Source organism: Cellvibrio sp. ATLC23, assembly GCF_057196725.1.
Genome location: NZ_JBXUOS010000001.1, coordinates 420018 through 439796, shown reverse-complemented (window position 1 = coordinate 439796; position 19779 = coordinate 420018). Strand labels below are relative to the sequence as shown.

Annotated in this window: 15 protein-coding genes; 3 read left to right on the top strand and 12 right to left on the bottom strand. The window is 45.1% G+C overall.

Annotated elements, in window-relative coordinates:
• Nucleotides 1-59 precede the first annotated feature (59 nt).
• Entirely contained in the window at nucleotides 60-935 is an 876-nt protein-coding gene (locus tag AC2CG4_RS01760; RefSeq protein WP_484484617.1) for a nuclear transport factor 2 family protein, read from the bottom strand.
• Between the two features lie 115 nt (nucleotides 936-1050).
• Here AC2CG4_RS01760 and AC2CG4_RS01755 point away from each other — a divergent pair, with 115 nt between their 5' ends.
• Together AC2CG4_RS01755 and AC2CG4_RS01750 are read left to right on the top strand one after the other, a co-directional pair.
• A complete protein-coding gene (locus tag AC2CG4_RS01755; RefSeq protein WP_484484616.1) occupies nucleotides 1051-1959 on the top strand; it encodes a helix-turn-helix domain-containing protein in 909 nt (302 codons plus the stop codon).
• A gap of 238 nt (nucleotides 1960-2197) precedes the next feature.
• Entirely contained in the window at nucleotides 2198-3718 is a 1521-nt protein-coding gene (locus AC2CG4_RS01750) for a tryptophan halogenase family protein (RefSeq protein WP_484484615.1), read from the top strand.
• A 58-nt stretch (nucleotides 3719-3776) separates the two neighbouring features.
• On the opposite strand, the gene AC2CG4_RS01745 is transcribed toward AC2CG4_RS01750, so the two are convergent.
• The 11 genes from AC2CG4_RS01745 to AC2CG4_RS01695 all read right to left on the bottom strand — a co-directional run bounded on the left by AC2CG4_RS01745 (nucleotide 3777) and on the right by AC2CG4_RS01695 (nucleotide 18625).
• Entirely contained in the window at nucleotides 3777-5372 is a 1596-nt protein-coding gene (locus tag AC2CG4_RS01745) for a tryptophan halogenase family protein (protein WP_484484614.1), read from the bottom strand.
• 185 nt (nucleotides 5373-5557) lie between these two features.
• Nucleotides 5558-9394, bottom strand: a complete 3837-nt coding sequence (locus AC2CG4_RS01740; RefSeq protein ID WP_484484613.1) for a TonB-dependent receptor — start codon at nucleotides 9392-9394, stop codon at nucleotides 5558-5560.
• A 267-nt stretch (nucleotides 9395-9661) separates the two neighbouring features.
• Nucleotides 9662-10696 (bottom strand): UDP-glucose 4-epimerase GalE, encoded by a 1035-nt coding sequence (gene galE, locus AC2CG4_RS01735; RefSeq protein ID WP_484484612.1) that lies wholly within the window; start codon nucleotides 10694-10696, stop codon nucleotides 9662-9664.
• Nucleotides 10697-10727: 31 nt separating this feature from the next.
• Nucleotides 10728-11063: a hypothetical protein gene (locus tag AC2CG4_RS01730; protein WP_484484611.1), complete on the bottom strand. Its 336-nt coding sequence runs from the start codon at nucleotides 11061-11063 to the stop codon at nucleotides 10728-10730.
• A 16-nt stretch (nucleotides 11064-11079) separates the two neighbouring features.
• Nucleotides 11080-11949, bottom strand: coding sequence for a hypothetical protein (locus AC2CG4_RS01725; protein WP_484484610.1), 870 nt, complete (start codon nucleotides 11947-11949; stop codon nucleotides 11080-11082).
• 209 nt (nucleotides 11950-12158) lie between these two features.
• The gene (locus tag AC2CG4_RS01720) at nucleotides 12159-13253 is read right to left on the bottom strand and encodes a glycoside hydrolase family 117 protein (RefSeq protein WP_484484609.1); all 1095 of its coding nucleotides are present in this window, start codon (nucleotides 13251-13253) and stop codon (nucleotides 12159-12161) included.
• Between the two features lie 73 nt (nucleotides 13254-13326).
• A complete protein-coding gene (locus tag AC2CG4_RS01715; RefSeq protein ID WP_484484608.1) occupies nucleotides 13327-14256 on the bottom strand; it encodes a 2-dehydro-3-deoxygalactonokinase in 930 nt (309 codons plus the stop codon).
• 50 nt (nucleotides 14257-14306) lie between these two features.
• Nucleotides 14307-15464, bottom strand: coding sequence for a galactokinase (gene galK, locus AC2CG4_RS01710; protein WP_484484607.1), 1158 nt, complete (start codon nucleotides 15462-15464; stop codon nucleotides 14307-14309).
• 13 nt (nucleotides 15465-15477) lie between these two features.
• The gene (locus tag AC2CG4_RS01705; protein WP_484484606.1) at nucleotides 15478-16530 is read right to left on the bottom strand and encodes a UDP-glucose--hexose-1-phosphate uridylyltransferase; all 1053 of its coding nucleotides are present in this window, start codon (nucleotides 16528-16530) and stop codon (nucleotides 15478-15480) included.
• Between the two features lie 163 nt (nucleotides 16531-16693).
• A complete protein-coding gene (locus tag AC2CG4_RS01700) occupies nucleotides 16694-17773 on the bottom strand; it encodes an NHL repeat-containing protein (protein WP_484484605.1) in 1080 nt (359 codons plus the stop codon).
• Between the two features lie 87 nt (nucleotides 17774-17860).
• Entirely contained in the window at nucleotides 17861-18625 is a 765-nt protein-coding gene (locus tag AC2CG4_RS01695) for a phytanoyl-CoA dioxygenase family protein (RefSeq protein WP_062065029.1), read from the bottom strand.
• A gap of 279 nt (nucleotides 18626-18904) precedes the next feature.
• Here AC2CG4_RS01695 and AC2CG4_RS01690 point away from each other — a divergent pair, with 279 nt between their 5' ends.
• The gene (locus AC2CG4_RS01690) at nucleotides 18905-19675 is read left to right on the top strand and encodes an IclR family transcriptional regulator (protein ID WP_484484604.1); all 771 of its coding nucleotides are present in this window, start codon (nucleotides 18905-18907) and stop codon (nucleotides 19673-19675) included.
• Nucleotides 19676-19779 lie beyond the last annotated feature (104 nt).

Sequence of the window (19779 nt, the reverse complement as noted above, 5' to 3'; positions counted from 1 at the left end):
AAAATTAAATGATTGGTAAAAAAATAATTAGCTAGAAAATTAAACGGGTGAATTAAACCTTAAAACTTACCATTAGAATTCTTCCACTCAGCCTTGGCGGGAATAGTCTCAATGGTGTCCCAATGCTCTGCGATCTTGTCATTTTCAACGCGGAACAAATCATAGAAGGAGGAATGTTTTCCGGCGAACTGACCTTCACTGACGACTAACACGAAATTTCCTTCGCCCAGCACTTTATGAATGCGATCATATTTCATGGTAATACCCTGCTCGGCCATGGCATGCATAGCCGCCCTCAACCCACTCAACTGGTCGCCAACCTGCGGGTTATGTTGAATGAGATTATCGCCATCAAAATAACCCGCGAGCTTTTCGAATTTACCATTTTGTAGAATGTCTTCTACAAAACCCCTAACTAAAGCCTTGTTGTTGGCAGTTTTATCAAGATCAGTAACAGTGGTGGCGCCGTCAATCATACTGCGACCACTGGGGTTAGCAGTGGTTGCGGTCTCTTGCAAATTATCCCAGTGTTCAACGATTTGGCCATTTTCAAAACGGAAAATATCAAAGCCAATTTTTGGTCCAAAAAAGTTATATTCCGTATGGCTAAACACATAGTTTTCATCTTGGAATACGCGTACAGGATTCGCTTTAGCTGAACCCGGTGGCAGCGCATGAAATACCGCGCCAAAACCAGCAAGTCCATCACCTACCGATAAATTGTGTTGGGTGTACAGGGTTGGGTTGATGTAGGCGATCGGTGCTGAGTCACCTGTTTCTATGCTTTTTAATAGCGCTGATACTTTATCCTTATGGTTGCTCACATTTTTCTCCGCATTGTTCTCCAATGTGTTGCTGATGGGGCTAGTGCAGGCCGTGAATAACAGTCCTGCGGCAGTGCATGCAATAAGCGTTACTGTGGTACTGAGTTTCATATGTTTCCCTTGCTCTATAGACGTCATTAATCAGTGAATCATACTGCCGAATCTAGTCGCTTAAGGAGAGGTCAGTTAGACTCAACAAATGGTCAAAATCGAGCAGCAACGAATAATGCGAACTAAAACTGCAAATCCCGAATTAAAAAAAGTCCGCTTTGATAACTCGCGTCTTACCGCACTAGGTATTGAGTTGCTTTTCTGGTCAGAATTGCGCAACAAGCTGCCTCTCACTTGGTTTCAGCAGCCTGAACGAATTGATTTTTTCATGTTAATGCTGGTTACTGAAGGAAGTGGCCGACACACCGTAGATTTTGTTGAGTGGCCGCTGCTGGCAGGAAGTTTGATATTTGTGCGCCCAGGTCAGGTTCAGCAATGGCATGTTGAGGAAAACCTTGAGGCGCATTTAATTGTGATAGCGCCAAGTACATTACCGCATCACGGAGGCTTGAGCCTTGTACGCGAGCTAGAACTATTGGCTTTAGACGAATGGAGCACGAGCATGACGCTCGATACGGCAATAATGCAAGTAGTGGTTGCCAGCATTCAGCAAATGCGGCTGGATTTCAACCAGTTTTCAGGCGAGGATTTAGAGGTAGCGTTAATTCGCCATCAACTACTAACCCTATTATTGCGGATCGCTAAATGGAGCCGTCAATCGCAGGCAAACTTAGCGATCACTTCAGTTAGCCGACTAACATACCGCTTGTTCATACAAACTGTGGAAACACGTTTCGCACAAGAACATTCACTGCAATATTACGCAAAAAAAATGGGCTATTCCGAAAGCACCATAAGCCGTGCATGCATCGCCATGGAAGGTCGGTCGGCAAAGAAAATTATCGACCGGCGCATTGTTATAGAAGCGCAACGCCTTCTGGTGCACAGCACAATTTCGATTGCAGAAGTTGCCTATCAATTAGGGTTTTCCGAAGCAACTAATTTTGTGAAATTCTTCCGCAGGCAGATAGGTCAGTCACCATCACAATTTCGCTTGTCAGTGTTACCTAAAGTCAACCATTAATCATTAACCTACAAATTTTTCACTTCATAATTTTTTATTTTTATCTTTTTCAAGCGCGACACACAAGTTGAAAATTTATTAATGAAATCATAATAAATTTTCAACTTGGACAAACGACTGAAAGAAGATTGATATTTACACTGCAAATCTAAAAAATTATTCATACCTTTGACAATATCAGATAAGCTCAGTATTTGAGCTATGATACAAATAACAAAATTTACGCCGGACTCAATTTATGTCGATACGCGAATCAAAAAAAATCATTGTATTAGGTGGCGGAACCGCTGGTTGGGTGGCGGGCGCTATTTTATCAAAAAACCGGGAAGCACATGGCTATCAGGTTGTAGTAGTTGATACAGCAGAAATTCCAACCATAGGCGTTGGGGAAGCAAGCATTCCCACCATTTACGATCTCTTAAATTATCTAGAAATAAGCGATCAGGATCTGGTTAAGCACTGCCAAGCAACATTTAAGTATGGCATCCAATTTGAAAACTGGTCCCGTCCCGGCGAACGCTATATGCATGGTTTTGGCAACATGGGGCACAACCTAGGACAGGCTGAGTTTTTTAAAATTTGGTTAAGCACGGCACGCTATTTTAAAAATCCTGACCTCATGCCTTTTATCCCTTCCGCTGTTGCGGCTTATTCAGATAAGTTTTCTCGCGGTTCAAAAGCGCCCGAAAACACAAACGGCCTCTTCTACCCTTTAAGCAACCTACTTTACGCACTCCATTTTGATGCATCTCTTCTGGCTCGATTACTTCGAGAAAAAGCGTTACACAATGGCGCAACCCATATTTCCAAGCACATAGTAAAAGTCGAAACAGATGAGAACGGTATAACCGCACTTATTGCGGAGGATGGCGAAACACTCAGCGCCGATTTATATGTAGACTGCTCGGGAATGCATGGCGCCCTAAATAAACAAGCATTAAAAGCAAACTTTGATAACTGGCAAGCATACTTGCCTTGTGATACTGCAATTGCAGTACAAACAACATTGAATAAAGCGCCTCGTTTGTACACTCGCTCAATTGCCCACGCAGCCGGATGGCGCTGGGAAATCCAGCTTCAGAACCGCACCGGTAACGGCATTGTCTATTGCTCAAAACACATGGATTACGACACAGCAAAACAACATCTATTAGAGGGTGCTGAAGGCGAGCTGTTAACTACACCACGCAAAATTGAATTCACCACCGGACGATTGTCATCGCCTTGGATGCTCAACAGCGTGGCCATAGGTTTATCCGCAGGATTTTTAGAGCCATTAGAATCCACCAGCATTCATTTAATTTGCGCCTATGCGAGAAAATTGCGCGATAGTATCGACAATAACGAATTAAATGCGGTGGGCAGAGATAAATTTAATCAGTCCTGGCGCGCAGAGACCGAGGGAGTGCGCGATTTTCTAATAGTGCACTACCTGTGTAATCGCCGTGACGAAGATTTATTTTGGAAGGAGCGGAGATTGGGGCCGCGCCCTGCGTCCTTAGATGTATTGCTCGAAGAGTTCTCTAAAACCGGTTGGATATCCCCACCCGAATATTCCATTTTTGGTACCGATAGTTGGCTGGAAGTATTGATCGGTCAAAAATATTTCCGCGACTATGAAAAGTTTTCAATGCCTGCAGACAAAGCTCCCGACTTTATTCAATTCTTACAAAATGTATCCAACGCCATTAAAAATGAAGTACGTAAAATTCCTGATTCACACCAAATGGCACTGGAAGCTCTGCGCTCAACACCATAAAACTTCGCAGCCTTACTGTCCAAAAAACCAAAGCCACTAGGGAACCCTTAAGATCAACTTAAGATGAGGCTGCAAAATTTAGACCCAGTAAACGCGCAAGCGCCTGCTCTTTACTCACTGCGTTCCGGCCTTCTGAATCAAATGGACTAACGCCAGTGCGCATAATCTCCAACGCTTCTTTTTGCGGCATATGATTTAACAAGCACCTCTCAAAAAAATCGACAATTGAATCTAGCGGCACTTTAGCTAAATCATCCGGGCTGGCTTGCACCAGTTGATGCTCAGGAGGAAATATTCCCATGCCACTTAATAAGTACACCCATGAATTCACTTTGTAGTGACGATTAAGCCCCGTGCTTTGCAGCGCCTCACTAATATCCGCACCACTCAACCAAGCTTGCAACACCAGTTTAAGGCGATTCGATGCCACCGCAGAATTGTGGCGGCAGGCGCGCCAGTAAGGTGTATCCTCACGGTCAGAGGTTAAATAATGTGTATGTATATAGTCCCTCACATTATCAAACGCTTCTGCGATTTCTGAATTCAGTTGCTCTGCGTATTGATTGGTATATCCACCCGCCTTATACAATTTAACAAACCTAACAAGCGTTAATTGCACCAACGCCAATGCCGTTGCTTCTAATGGCTCTAAAAATCCTTGCGACAAACCAACTGCCAAGGAATTTTTATTCCACATAGTTTTGGCTCGCCCAACCCGCATTTTTAAGTGGCGCACTTCGCCTTCGCCATTATTCATATTCAGATGCGCGCGCAGTTCCGCTTCTGCTTCTGCTTCGCTACAAAAATCTGAACTATACACATAGCCATTTCCCACACGATTTTGCAGAGGAATTTTCCAGGCCCAACCATTATTTAATGCGGTAGCTACAGTTTGCGTTGAAATAACCTCCTCCACTGGAGTGGCTAATGTCACGGCACGATCATTAAATAAAACATCTCTATAAGAAATAAAAGGAGTGTCGAGTGTTTTACCGGTAATAAGCGATGCAAAGCCCGTGCAATCTACAAAAAAATCGCCCTCAAGTATTGCCCCACCCTCGAACGCCAAGTGTGCAATATCACCTTTTGCATTTAATGCGACGTTTTCCACATGAGCGCTTTTCCATATCACTCCCCGCTCAATGGCTTTTTCTTTTAAAAATGAGCCCAACAGGGCTGCATTAAAATGGTAGCCATATTGAACTTCAAACGGAAATGCGTATGGGGTAATCGGGCACAGAGAATTCGCGGTCAAGTAGTGTGCATAACTAAACAAATTAGGATGCGCATGCACACGTTTACCTGCGCGCCGCAATGCGGAATTAAATATAAGCGCTTTAATATGGTCGCGATCAAAATGAGAAAAAAATGGATGAAAATATTCCTGAAATCCATTTTTTGTTGACCAATCTTTAAATGATATGCCCGACTTATAGGTTGCCTGACAAGCTGACATCCACTCGCTTTCACTGATGCCTATAGCATCCATAAATGCTTTTAATGCAGGTGTAGAGCCTTCACCTACACCGATAATTCCGGTAGCGGCAGATTCAACCAGCGTAATCGTACAATCCTGAAACGCATGTTGGAATAACATTGCCGTCATCCAACCCGCCGTTCCACCGCCCACTATGACAAATCGTTTCGATGACAAAACACTACACCTGTTAAATATTTAATTGCGTGATTTTGCGCAATGCGCCCGAACATTCATGATAGTCTCACCAGGCAACATTTTCAGTTAAAAATATTTATCCAAAAAAAAGCGCCTTGAGATAGACCCAAAGCGCTTCTTTTTTATCAGACTAACAAATCAAGATTTGTCAGTCCTTCCATCACTTAGAACTCCGCACGAATACCTACACGGAATGTTCTGCCAACAGTGTATTCATCAAGAGTACGGTTGGTGGGTGCGCTGCCGTTAATAGCCGAGCCTTCATTAAAGGTAATTGGATTGCCATTGGCATCAGGCAATACCAAAGTACGACTAGTGAAGTAAGTGCGCACAGTTTCGTTAGTCAAGTTGGCTACGTCAAATTGCAGGCTGATCGAGTCAGTTAATGCATAGCTGCTGGACAGATCCAGCGTCTGACGACCTTCTCTCCAACGTGAACCACCGGCAAAGGCTGTTTGCTCTAACACATCACTCGCACCAGACCATGCAAGGCGAATTTGATGACCATCTTGCGCCCAATAGACTGTCGCGTTGTAGGATTCTTTTGGCGCGCCAGGAATTACTTCACGAGACTTATCAAAGGTACCTTCTTGATAGGTAAAGTTCATAGAGGTGCCCAAACCGGACCAGATACCCGGTAAGAAGTCAAAGTTTTGAACGTAGTTCAATTCAATACCTTCTACCGATGCCTTTGCCGCGTTTACGTTTTGCGTAACAGTGTATTGATTACACAGATATTCAGGGTTGTTTCCATAAATTAATTCAGGTGTACCTTGAAGTGCTGCTTCACCTTGTAAACGACGAGGCATACAGGTGTTTACATCTGCAGCACTCAACAGTAATGGAATATCTGTGCCATCAACACTAAACACACCATTATTGTAGGTTGTGCCATCCGGGTTCGCAGCAGTTTTACGCAGATCGCCGATATACGACAAATAGTCTTTCACTTCAATCAAGTTCTTAATATCTTTGGTGAAAATATTTGCTGATAGCATGCCTGAGTCATTGAAGTACCACTCAACCGACAAATCCAAATTGGTTGATTCAAGCGGATCAATTTTCGCAGTAAACAATTGCACTGTTGAGCTAGGACGCAAGCCTACACCCGAACCAAAAATATCACCTTCATTAGTACGGGCACCAGCACGCAAGTCATCAATCGGGGGGCGCGCCATAGTTTTAGATGCAGCAAAACGAGTAATTAAGTCCTCTCTCGCTGCAAAACTCACGTTCAAACTTGGCAGAATAATGTCGTAGCTATAATTATCAATTGCTGCAACAGAGTTGCGACTGCGGTCATGAGTAACGATGCTGCCATTTTCACTTACCTGGCGTACGCCATTCGCATCAAAGGGGTAAGTCAAGTCAGTTGAAATATCAGCATAACGAATCAAATTGCGTTCGAAAAAGGTTGCAGGTATTGCCCCCGGCGCAAGTAATGGGTCATAACAAATGCCGTTATTTGTTCCAGCAATCGGCGTGTCATCACCATAGTTAAATGGAGTTCCGTTGATGTTAAAACCTTTACCGTCTACACGAGCCCAGCGGTTGCGCTCAACAAAACGAGTGAGATCATAATTGAGTGGCTCATTAACATCAGTGCTGCCATTTCTCGGCGCCCAGAATGATGAATTAGCACCCAAACCAACTGGAGATGGAGTTTCCGCCAACGACGGGCATTGCACACCGCCAGCTCCCACTTCACGCATTTTCATTAGCTGGATAGGGTCTATTACCTTGCCGCCATTTGAACTGGTAGTGCCGAAAACAGTACCCGCAAAACCATTGGTTTCAAGCTCGGTTTTTACGTAACGGAAACCAACATCACCCTGCAAGCGATCATCCATAAACGAGAAGTTGGCCTTAATATATGCAGCGACATTATCAAACTCGGCACCACGAGTTTGTGTATTGTCAACAGTAAAGGAACGCTCACCCTGACTAACCGCATTCAATGCAGCCAATGGGTCAAAGCGCAACCAACCATCCGTAATATTGTCCGTTTTATAGCCTAATCCACTCAAAAAACCATCTGCATCAACTTTACCATCGGCAAAATTAGTGACTTGAATTAAGTTGATATTACTAGCATCAATTAAAAGAGTCTCGCCAGTAAACGGGCTAACACTCGCCACTCGCTCATCACTTGGACGAGGCGTACCGGACTGGTTATTCACAAATTTCTCGCGGTGAGTGAATTTCGCTCCGAACTCTACTGTTGTAATGCCATAGGTATCCAAATCAAAATCAAAATCAACAAACGCCGTTTCTTGTTTATCACTCACCTCAGTGATAGTTGCCTGAATATAACTTAGCGTGTGGTTTTCAAGTACATCTGGATCAAAACCTGAGGTACCTATGTTGTCCCAGAGATCACCCATACCTGGATCAAGATCAACATTATTACCCAGAGAAGCAGGCGCAGTATAACCACCATTCAAACGGCAGTTTCCACTAGAACAGTCATAACCTGCAGGATTAAGAATATCAGCCGGAACATGGTGCAAATTCCAAGGGCCAACAACACGATTGGTGTTAGCGGTCAAATAGACATTATGATTTGGAGTTTGTATTGATTCATTGGCTGAGACACCCGCAACCATGCGGAAACGATCTGAAAAATCGTGATTAAGTTCTAGCGCATAGAGTGAGTTTTCAATTTCATACTCATTAATAGAGGCCTCGATAGAACCAATGCTTTCACGGTTTAACAAGGTGGTCCAAGTACGTGTTTTAGGATCCAACACATGCCACTGCTGCTGAGGGTCTGTCCACTGCATTTGATCATTGTCAGTTGGCGCCCCACCCTGGGTTCCACCGTATTCCACTGGGTTATTATCGTAAAAGCCCGTACGGTTCCAAAACGCAGAACCCAGCCCCAAACCTTGCTGTGAAACACCGTCAATAAAGTTACTCATACGAGAGGTGTTTACAAACACACCGTCCATTCGGTTACTAACATCTGCCTGACTGTAATTTGCAGAGAAGGTGAGATCGGTTGTATCGCTGGCTTGCCATTGAACCGACAGATCAACACCTTGACGCTTGTAACTATTTTCAAACAACTTATAACCGGTCTGATTAGCCGCTAAACCTTGCACTATGTCACGGTTGTGCGCTGCACCACCATGGGTCCAAAACAGGGGATTGGTGTAAGCATCAACAGCTTGCGCGCCCGCAAAGGTAGGAGCACGCCCCGCCTTTGCGGCCGACGCTGCATCTGCGGCAATCGCAGCAGGGTTTGCATAAACCTGACCGGTGCTGCCATCTGTATATACGTTAGAACCAAAAGCACCATAGTTAGATGCACTGAATTGATCGCGACGAAGCTTATTCTCTTCGTCATTTACTGTGATAAGCACACCTAAATCATCATCCATGAATTTTTGCGAGAAGGTACCTACGAACTTATGATCAAACTCATCTGATTGATCATCCATACGCCCTTGCAGGGAAACGGTACGGACATCTTCTTTAATATCCAACGGCTTGCGAGTGGTTAAATTCACCAAGCCGCCAAGCGAACCTTCTTCATCATCTGCTGATGGCGTTTTGATAACTTCAATTTTTGAAAGGATGTCGGCTGAATAGGAAGACAAATCAACACCCTGAGAAAAGCCGGTAGACCCCAACGCCGTACCATTCATAGTAACAACGGTCTGATCCGCGTTTGCACCGCGGATAGAGACAGTCTTACCCTCACCATCAGAGGTATTCATACTAACGCCTGAAACGCGGTTCAATGCTTCCGCGATATTTTGGTCGGTTGATTTACCAATATCTTCAGCGTTGATGGTATCGACAATTTTGCGTGCCTCACGCTTGTCATCCACAGATCTTTTAATAGACCCGCGAATACCCGTAACCACAACTTCTTCCACATCTTGATCTTGCTGTGCTGAAACCGCTTCTTGTTGTGCATAGACAACACCGCTGTTAACTGCACATATTGCCGCTGATAACGCCGTAATTCTAAGACGGTGAGTGATGTTTGACATCGTAAAGCCCCCATGTAAGGTATTTATTTTTTTATTTTATGCCGCCCACTTCCATGGAACGAGCACAAAAGCTAAGTTTTAACGCCAATTCCAATACTACTCAGCCAATCACCATTGTCAATAATCAATTGTAGATTGTTAGCAATTTACACTTCAATCTCAAGAAGTGTGAAAAAAGGTAACCATAGGGCATACCCCACAATAGCGATAAAACAAAAAAGGGAGGCAGCGCCTCCCAAAGAACACAACAGCAAGCACAGAGAAAACTTACTCAGCAAAACCATTTGGGTTGTGCGATTGCCAGCGCCAAGTATCTGCCATCATTCGCTCTACACTGTATTCAGCAGTCCAACCTAAACGCTCCTTAGCCAGAGAGACGTCGGCATAACAACTGGCGATATCACCGGGGCGGCGCGCGCTGATCACATAGGGTATAGATTTGCCGCTCGCCAGCTCAAATGCTTTCAACATCTCCAATACGGAATAGCCAGTGCCAGTACCCAGATTATAGGTTGAACAACCTTGCGACTGCTGCGCCAAACCATTGAGTGCTGCCACATGACCTCGTGCCAAATCCACGACATGTATGTAATCGCGCACGCCGGTACCATCGGGAGTCGCATAATCATTGCCATAGATAGTAAGCGCCTCACGCTTACCTACGGCCACCTGAGCGATATAGGGAATCAAATTATTAGGCACCCCCCTAGGGTCTTCGCCAATTAGACCAGACTCATGCGCACCCGCAGGATTAAAGTAACGCAGAATTGAAAAATTCCAGTGGTATTCCGGCGCCTTGGCCATATCGCGCAGAATATCCTCTACGATCAATTTACTGCGGCCATAAGGGTTGGTAGCTGACAGGGGAAATGATTCATCGATGGGTACAGATACGGGGTCACCATAAACAGTCGCCGAAGAACTAAATACAAAATCAAAAACGGAGTGTTCTTCCATGACCTCCAGCAAAGACAAAGTACCTGCCACATTATTCCGGTAATACTTGATAGGTATCTGGGTAGATTCACCTACCGCCTTCAGGCCCGCAAAATGCATTACGCAACCTATTGCATAATCAGAAAAAACTTGATGTAAAGCTGTTTTATCATTGATATCCAACTGAAAAAAATCCGGCTTAACACCGGTAATTTTTTCAACTCTGACCAGCGACTCGAATTTTCCATTGGATAGATTATCGACCACTATCGGAAAATAACCATTATTGATCAATTCAATACAAACATGACTGCCTATGTAACCTGCACCTCCGGTTACCAGAACCTTCCTAAGATACGATTTCATTAATTTCTCTCACCACCAACTTGATTAAACACTAGTTGACACAGACAATTTCAAATACATTGCCATCAGCATCTGTATAAAATAAATCCCCACTAATAGATTCAACCTGAAATAATTCTCTTTCTTTAATCAAACTATCAAGCACTGTAAAAATATCTTTTTCTGGCATGCGTAATCGAATCCGTTTTTTAGCTTCAGCATCAACTCCTTGAACGCACACCAATTTCAACGAGGCGCCAGCTAAGCTTATAAAAAAGCTACTACTTCCAAACGGATTCTTTAACTCCATCACATGAGCCGAAAATAGCCGCTGATAACGCATGGCGGACTCAAAAGGATTTTTCACATTAACTGACTGCCACCGCATGACCCGCTCCAAAAAACTATAGCAACTCAGGGTTTATGATAAACTGCTCATAATTTTTACCCAGCGAATCAATTAACGGGTTTTCAAAGCGAAATATTTTCCGCTTGTGCAGTGCAGAAAACTTCACCGCCTCACCGTAGTACTCATCCCACAGCTTTCTAACGGCACCAGATTCATAGGCAATATGAAGCCCCTTTTCAATACGATCAGCCAGGGCTGTATTTTTTTTATTCAAGAAAAAGAATTTTGGTAGAGGATAATAAATACACACATGTTGGTCATAGTTTAAATATTTAACATCCTGGTTTTTCTTCCACTCCCGCTCCAATTCATTTGCACCAATCAAAAATATATCGCCACGATCATTAGCGGCCATATAGAACAAACCTTTGATATTGCCACCCTCAACAACTTTAAACCCAATTTTCTTGAGTATTTCGCTATCTAACCATCCACGCCCTTGAATAATTTTAAGCTGTTGCAATTCAGCCAAGGTTTCAATTTTTTCTAGCTTTCGTTTGGACTCGGGCGACACAAAGCCAATGCGATAGCCGGTCACACCCAAATCTACGGGAAACTCTACCCCATGTAATTTTTCAACAATCTCATTGGAAGCCGAATCTTTATAGACAAAATTTTCAAACTGATTATCTTCAGCATAAACCCGCAGGCGCGAGTAAGTGGGCACATCGCCTTTAGGCAAATCCCTAATTTCATAGTCTCCGTATTCCGCCTTGGTGGCATCCAGCGCGAGGCGCAACAGGTGGTATTCGTAGATTTCCTCTTTTGGCGCTATCTCCCCCGACCCAAATGTAATAACGGTAGGAGCCGCAGCAAATACATTTAGCGCAAACATGGCGATACTTAATATTATTATACGCAACATACACCACCCGTTAATTGTTAACATTTTACACAATGCTAGCGCCAATACAGGTAGATTGCAATGCCATAAGCGGGAAGTTTTTGCGGAAATTTAAGACCGTTTACGCGAACCTAGGCAGATAGAGGCACGACGGGAATATGCCTAAAAACGAAAAAAGCGCTGCGACATGTGGTATCGCAGCGCCTTTAGAGATATAGATGAAGGACTTATCAGGATGCTACATTCTGAAAGGTACCTGGGTCCAATATTTGCCGACGAGTCTTGAAGCGGCAAATATAATTCCAGTTCCATGAGGGATCGTACTTGTGGCACAGCCCCCATGCCAATCCAGCCATAGGATCTTGAGTGTCCGCAGCGGGATCGCGATATAAACCCAACGCCTCTGGTGCACCTTTAATATGCGCCATGATGTCAAAATTAATACCATCCGGTGACCATTGGCAGGTATTTTTTTCGGGCCCATCGGTAGTCAACAAACTGGCGATGCCACCATTCACATGCCATACAACAACCTCATGCCCACTGTTGGTGATCGGATTAAATTCCGATTTCACATAAGGCCCTTCAATTTTATCGGCAATGGCAACTCCGTGTTTTATTTCACGTCCACCAAAGTTCATACGCTCTCCCATAATTTCACCTTTGTAATAAAGATAAAATTTATTTTGATAAAACATCAAACATGGGTCATGCACTTTGTGGCTGTCAAAATCGCCGCGGATTTTGCAATTAAAACGATTGTCTTCGTCTCCATCCCAAACACCATTATCGGCCGGCGTTAAAATGGGAGCGGGACTTTTAACCCAAGGACCATAAGGCGAATCTGCACTGGCAAGAGCAATACACTCTTTGGTGCGATTTAAATAAGGCGCCTTGACAGTTTGATAAACCAAATAATAGCGGCCTTCATGGGCGAGAACCTCAGGTGTAAATACCGCGCGATCATCATAGGAACCAGGCGCACCTGCTACGATCGCAGCACCCTGCTCTTTCCAATCCCAACCATCGCTGGAGGTTGCATGCCACACTTCAGTTTTATCCCAGGGAAACACTTTATCCTCAGGATTATTACTACCAAAACCAATAGTTTCTCCTTCGCCTTTGGTGTACCAAACATGGTAAACACCATCCACGCTGATAACCGCTGAAGGGTCGCGGCGAATCACTCCCTCTTGGTAGGAAAAATCACCGCCCAAGGGTTTTACATCAAACTCAAATACCCAGTCGGCATTTTTTTGATCGTAGCCACGTTCAATAGCGCGTAAACTGGCTTTACTTAATTTTTTTTCTGGAAGATCACCCATATCTCACTCACTTTTTAAAATGATGACTTGAACTATTTTTATCAGGTACAGTGTTTATCAGGAGCAAGGCTTATCAGGCGCGACGCTCTAGCGAATGATTCCTGAAAAATCGATTCGCCAATAACATTGCCCCCTGCGCTGCTATCAAAGCTCCCTGATACTTAACCAATTTGCCTTGGTAAATTTTTATTGCTTTAGCATAGCTATCCACTAAATGATCAGCACCGATCAGATGTATTTTTTTTCCTTTACCATAAAGATGCATTGCCGCTTTTACCTCAGCGCCAATCAATACACCCGATAAGTATGCGGCACTCACATTTTTTTCATGCAGACCTGCTAACATTCTGGAGCGGGCACTGAACATCAAATTCAATAAAAAAGCATCTCTCGTATTGGCCTTAACGCCTTGAACAAATGCAGCCTCATCGTGAATTTGTGTACCACTCACCAACAAACTCTGCGCACATAAACTGCCAAAGAGCTCGCCCGAAAATGCTGTGTAAAAATCAACGATTTCTCCCTGCTTAAGCAGCACCCATTTCGAGTGGGTTCCCGGTAAACATAAGAGCGCCTCTTTTAACTCTGCTTTGCTCGCCTGCTGCATCCAGCCCACTATTTGGGTTTCCTCCCCGCGCATGACATCGGGCAGGCCTGCTCGCACAAGAGTTTTCACGCCTGGGACTATATAGGCATTCACTGCACCCACTTGAATGTTGATTAACTGCTCAGCCAATTGATAAGGATTCACGGGGCATTCAATATAAGGCGTTTCATACAAGCCAACATTGGAACCCACCGCCCCGCTCATTACAATCGGCGCATTCGCATACTGCGCCGGCAACTGCGCAATCGCATTCATTAAACATTGCTCAAGTTCAGCGCGCGATGAATGATTAACACCTATAGGCTGGGTAAGGTTATACACAATATCGCCCAGGGAATTTACCACCTGCAGCCGAAAATTGGTGCCGCCCCAATCAATGGCAATTATTTCACCCAAGATATAACCCTCGTGCGCGCAAGCACTAGTAAAAATTAGCGAGGAGAATATTAACTTTCCAAGGCCACTAAACTAGCGCCCTGCTCTGACGTACAGATAAAAGGCGTTGCAATTAAACCCGTTTTTAATTGGTAATCCGCGAGAATGGGCGCCACTATGGACAGCTTTTGTTGTGGCACTAAAGCGACAATACAGCCACCAAAACCGCCACCGGTCATACGCACACCGCCGTCGCTGCCCAATTCTTTATCCAGCGCTGCCACTAAATAATCAATCTCAGTTGTGGTGATCTCAAACAAATCGCGCATGGACACATGGCTCTCTGCCATAAGCTGACTTAATAGCGCAACATTATTGGTTGCCAAGGCCTCAGCTGCTTTCAAGGTTCGCTCATTCTCTTCAATTACATGTTGTGCGCGCTTGCGCACCACATCAGGTAATTGATGCGCAGCAGCGAAAAACTGCTCTTTGGTCACATCGCGCAAAACGGATTGATTAAAAAATTTTGCTGCTGCCGCACATTGCTCACGACGTAAATTATATTCGCTGTCAACCAAGCCTCTTTTAACGCCCGAGTTGATAATAACAATCGACAATTGTGACGGCATAAGGATTGGTTTAGTTTCCAGACTGCGGCAGTCGATGAGCAATGCATGGCCTTGTTTTCCGCCAGCCGATACCAGTTGATCCATAATGCCGCAGGCACAGCCTACATAATTGTTTTCGGCTGCCTGGCCAATCAGCGCCAATTCAGTGGCTGGAACTTGAATGTCGGCAACCGTTAATAACGCCTGCGCCAAAGCAACTTCCAAAGATGCTGAAGAGCTTAAACCAGCGCCCTGTGGGACATTGCCCGACACTACTAAATTACAACCCTTGAGCTGATAGCCGCGATCTACCAGTGTGCGCACCACCGCGCGGACATAATTACTCCACATCTGAGTGGGGTGAGCTTCATAGAGAGAGTTCAACGCAAACTCATCGGTCTGCCCGGCGTAATCCAGCGCAATCACTTTAATTAAATTATCTTGCCGCACAGAAGTGGCAACCAGCGTGAAAAAATCAATCGCTGCTGGCAATACAAAACCATCGTTATAGTCTGTGTGCTCGCCGATCAAATTCACTCGCCCCGGCGCTTTGGAAACAAAATCCGGCAATTGATCAAAATGCTCGGTAAAACACTGGGTAACATTTTCCAACATAGTCATAACCAATTACCTTTTAATCTGTAGATGCCGCATTTTTATAGTGAATAGCGGATTGATCGCGCAAATACTGCGCCGCTTGTTCAGGAGTAATATCGCGCTGAACTTCACCCAGCATTTCGTAACCCACCATGAATTTTTTGATAGATGCCGAGCGCAATAACGGCGGATAAAAATGGGCGTGCAACTGCCAATGGCTATGGTCTTCTGCGGTAAAAGGTGCGCAATGCCACCCCATGCTGTAGGGAAAGGAGGTTTTAAATAGATTGTCGTAACGCGTTGTTAATTGAATCAAAATATCGGCAAGTGATTCACGCTCCAACAAAGAAAGGCTCAACATATCAGGCACATGACGCAGTGGTAAGAGCAGCGTTTCAAATGGCCAGCTAGCCCAATAAGGCACTACCACTAACCAATCCTGATTTTGCACCACAATACGCTCTTTAAAGGCCAACTCTTGCTGCGCATAATCCAACAACATAGGACTCTGATGCTTGTGTTGATACGCAAGCTGCTTTTCATCTTCCCGTTGCGGCAACGTCGGCACCGAACCTGTTGCCCAGACTTGTCCATGGGGATGAGGATTAGAGCAGCCGTTGATCGCGCCTTTATTTTCAAAAATCTGCACCCAAGAATGATTCTCACCCAGTTCGCGATACAAATCGCACCAGGTATCGATAAGCTCTGTCACTGCCGCTTGGGACATTTCTGGCAAGGTTTTATTGTGACTTTCGGAATAACAAATCACACGGCTGGTGCCGCGCTCACTCTCGGCACAAAACAAATCGCTACTGCTTTGATAATCCCTATCTTCCGGCTCCAGTGCCGCAAAGTCATTGGTAAACACATAAGCACCGACATAATTGTCATTCACCGTACCATTGATGCGGGTATTGCCCGGGCATAAATAGCAAGACGAGTCATAGGCAGGTTTATCGTCCACCGCCAGCTCTTCAATTTGCCCCTGCCATGGGCGCTTGGCCCTGTGGGGTGAGACCAATACCCAGTCACCCGTTAACGGATTAAACCGACGGTGCGGGTGATCACTTAATACAAACACTGGTTTCATATATCTATCCAACTAATGCCAATTATCCGACTGAAGGACCACCATGCAGATGTACCACAAGCCGCCAATATTGCCTATTGTTAACAATCTACACCATGAGAATAAAAAAATACACTCTTATTTAACCGATAAATCACACGACACCCCCTCTGACGACCGACCGTCAAATCCGCTCTAATTTAAACGGATAGGTTTGATTTGCTCGCCACTGCCCCACATACAAGTTTTCATCTTCATCCACGCAGAGTGCGTGACAGTGGTTGAATACATCCCAGGTGCTGCGCATAGGTTGCAAAACACCATTGCGATATTCAGGTTGAGTACCACCCAGATTGGCGACAACACGATTATTGCGATCGAACACACTAATAAAACCTGAATCATCGGCATTTTTTCCATCGATGTGCGACCAACATACCGGGGCAAAAAAATGATCGGCGCTAAACACCGGCCCACCTATGTAAGCTCCGGCTACATCGATTGCTCCGCGATAATCGCCATTGAGTTCAAATAATTTTAATGCTCGCTCTGCCCGTGAGCTCACCATCAAATGCGGATCTTGCGGATTGCGTAAATCCACTTCTATGCCGTGGGTGTTTTTTAAATTGTGTGCAGGGTTGGCGTTATCGCCGCCACCCCAGTGACGAATGTAACGCCCGTTGGCGTCGTACTGCAGTAGATAATCCGAGCCGTAGCCATCGGTAATATAGAGGTCGCCATTGGGCGCCACCGCTATGTCGGTCGGGCGAAAAGGTTGATCCGGGCGATAGACCCCAATGGTTTGTGGATGGCCAATGGTATAAATCAAACGGCCATCCAAGGTGAGCTTGGCGATGAAGCCACTTTGCGCAATCACTTTATTGTAGGGTGATGCCCAATCATCGGTAGATTTGCCATCCCAATTGCGATTCAGCACCCAGCCACTATCCACCAAATAAATAACATCTTCACCGTTTTCATTAACAATGCGCAGCGCATGTGCTCCCGGAAATTGCGTGCCCCAGGCATCGAGCAATTTGCCATCCTTGTTATACACAATCACGTTATTGCGCGGATGATCGCTCACCATCACTATGCGCCCCTGTGAATCCATCGCCAAGCCATGACAATTTTCTACCGGCGTTTTTTGCGCATCAAGCAAACCCCAGTGACTGTTAACGCGATATTGAAAATCGCCCTGCCCTACAATCAGACCATGTGGATCAATATTGGATTTGGGCAAGGGAATATTTTGCTTAATCATTGGCGGGCAAGCTCCGAATAGAACAATAAAAAAGCTCTGCCGAGTACTACTCCGGCAGAGCAATAACCAACAACACGACTGAAAAAATTATGCGGCTTTCCAATTCAGAATGGCGTCATCATCAACGGGGTACAAAGGATAATAAATCGCTTCGTTTTCCTGGAACGCCTGATTGGTGATGGCGTTGTAGGCACAAATCATGGACCAGCGCGGTTCGGATGAGCGATTCTCATTGGATTTGTGCAGCAAATTACAATGGAAAAACAAGGTATCACCCGGCTCCAATTCAACATTGATCAGCTCGTGATATTTCATTGCTTCGTTCACAAACAACATATCAGCACCTTTTTGATCACCGGTTTTGCTGTGATCCAAACGCCCTAAATGATGCGACCCTTTCAACACTTGTAAACAGCCGTTCTCTACCGTTGCACGGTTAATTGCCACCATACAACTCAAGGATTTTGGATACAGCATAAGGTTATCGCGATGCCAGTAACCAAAATCCTGATGCCATTCCCAAGCGCCGCCCACAAAGGGTTCTTTCATCATAATTTTGGTACTGGTGTGATAAATCGGCTCGCCAATTAAGGTTTCTGCCGTATCTACCAAACGACGACCACGGGAAAACATGCTGTAAAAATCATCGCCTGTTTGTTGCCACAAACACACCTTGCTCACCTTTCCGGTGCCATCTTTTTTCTGCCAGGCACGCTCATTTAATGAATCGTCATTAAAGGCGGCATCCTGTAAGCGTTTGATTTCTTCTGGCGTGTAGTAGCCACGCACAATCACATAGCCATCGCGGTGGTAGGCATCAATCTGTTCTTGAGTCAGTTTTCTTGCGTTCATTATCTGGTCTCCAAGGGTTATGTCTGCATGCTCGCATTGTTAACAATCATCATTCAGCAAAAAATAAAAGGCAAGCATTTTATTTATATATAAATACTTTATTTCTATAAAAATAATCAGACCTATGCTAAAAACCGGTAATTTCTGTTTATTTGACGGCGGATAGGGTATTTTTGTGAACGAACTAATTTGCGGGTACGCCAGTTGATGGGCAAGAATGCATGGCTTGCTTCACCCTGAAAAATCGAGCTAAAAACCAGACAATAGGACCGAACGACTTTGACTACTGCCACCAATAAATACGCGGTTCCCGCGCTGGATAAAGGGCTGGATATATTGGAATACCTAGTGACTCAGGAGCTGCCCAAATCTCAAACTGAGATCGCCCAAGGTTTGGGGCGCAACCCCAATGATATTTATCGGGTACTGGTTGGCTTGGAGGCGCGGGGTTATTTGGTGAGAGATGAGCTATCGGGTCGCTATCGGCTGTCGCTCAAGCTATACAACCTATCGCGCAGTATTTCGCCTATCGATCAAATGCGCCAATGCGCCCTGCCCTATATGGAAGATCTGGCGGTCAACATTGGCCAATCCTGCTATTTGGCGATGCTCTACCAAAGCCAGACCATGATTATTGTGCACGCGCGCGGCCACAGCCCTATCTCGCTCAATATGAGCGAAGGCTCCCTATTCCCCACCATGACAACCACAGCGGGCAAGGTGTTGCTTGCCAATAGCAACCCAGCCGTACGCGATATGATTTTGGAGCGCGACGCCGACTACGCCAAACTCAGTAAAAATAAACGCACTGCCCTGCTCAACGAATTGGAAGCGATAAAACAAGATGGCTACCTCGCGGCACAAAGCCCTTTTATCGAAGGCGCCACCGATTTTGCCGCGCTCATTGGTAGACCAGAGGGTAAAGTGATTGCGGCCTTGGCTATTTCGCCGCTCAAGTCACACTGGAGCACCGCCATAGCACAAGAAGAACTGCACACACGAATAGTGACCACTGCAAATAAAATTGCTCAACAGTTGGGGGATTTGTAACTCGCGCCCTCCTGCACCCCATTTTGTTAACATTTAACTATCGCCAATCAAAACACTAGGTTAAAGTTTAGGCTCGGCCGCACCAAGTAGCACAATAATGTGCT

Excerpts from the sequence above, each read along its gene's own strand:
- AC2CG4_RS01740 (WP_484484613.1), bottom strand. The coding sequence starts at position 9,394 with ATGTCAAACATCACTCACCGTCTTAGAATTACGGCGTTATCAGCGGCA.
- AC2CG4_RS01760 (WP_484484617.1), bottom strand. The coding sequence starts at position 935 with ATGAAACTCAGTACCACAGTAACGCTTATTGCATGCACTGCCGCAGGA.
- AC2CG4_RS01750 (WP_484484615.1), top strand. The coding sequence starts at position 2,198 with ATGTCGATACGCGAATCAAAAAAAATCATTGTATTAGGTGGCGGAACC.
- AC2CG4_RS01730 (WP_484484611.1), bottom strand. The coding sequence starts at position 11,063 with ATGCGGTGGCAGTCAGTTAATGTGAAAAATCCTTTTGAGTCCGCCATG.
- galK (WP_484484607.1), bottom strand. The coding sequence starts at position 15,464 with ATGACTATGTTGGAAAATGTTACCCAGTGTTTTACCGAGCATTTTGAT.
- AC2CG4_RS01695 (WP_062065029.1), bottom strand. The coding sequence starts at position 18,625 with ATGAACGCAAGAAAACTGACTCAAGAACAGATTGATGCCTACCACCGC.
- AC2CG4_RS01705 (WP_484484606.1), bottom strand. The coding sequence starts at position 16,530 with ATGAAACCAGTGTTTGTATTAAGTGATCACCCGCACCGTCGGTTTAAT.
- AC2CG4_RS01700 (WP_484484605.1), bottom strand. The coding sequence starts at position 17,773 with ATGATTAAGCAAAATATTCCCTTGCCCAAATCCAATATTGATCCACAT.
- galE (WP_484484612.1), bottom strand. The coding sequence starts at position 10,696 with ATGAAATCGTATCTTAGGAAGGTTCTGGTAACCGGAGGTGCAGGTTAC.
- AC2CG4_RS01755 (WP_484484616.1), top strand. The coding sequence starts at position 1,051 with ATGCGAACTAAAACTGCAAATCCCGAATTAAAAAAAGTCCGCTTTGAT.
- AC2CG4_RS01720 (WP_484484609.1), bottom strand. The coding sequence starts at position 13,253 with ATGGGTGATCTTCCAGAAAAAAAATTAAGTAAAGCCAGTTTACGCGCT.
- AC2CG4_RS01725 (WP_484484610.1), bottom strand. The coding sequence starts at position 11,949 with ATGTTGCGTATAATAATATTAAGTATCGCCATGTTTGCGCTAAATGTA.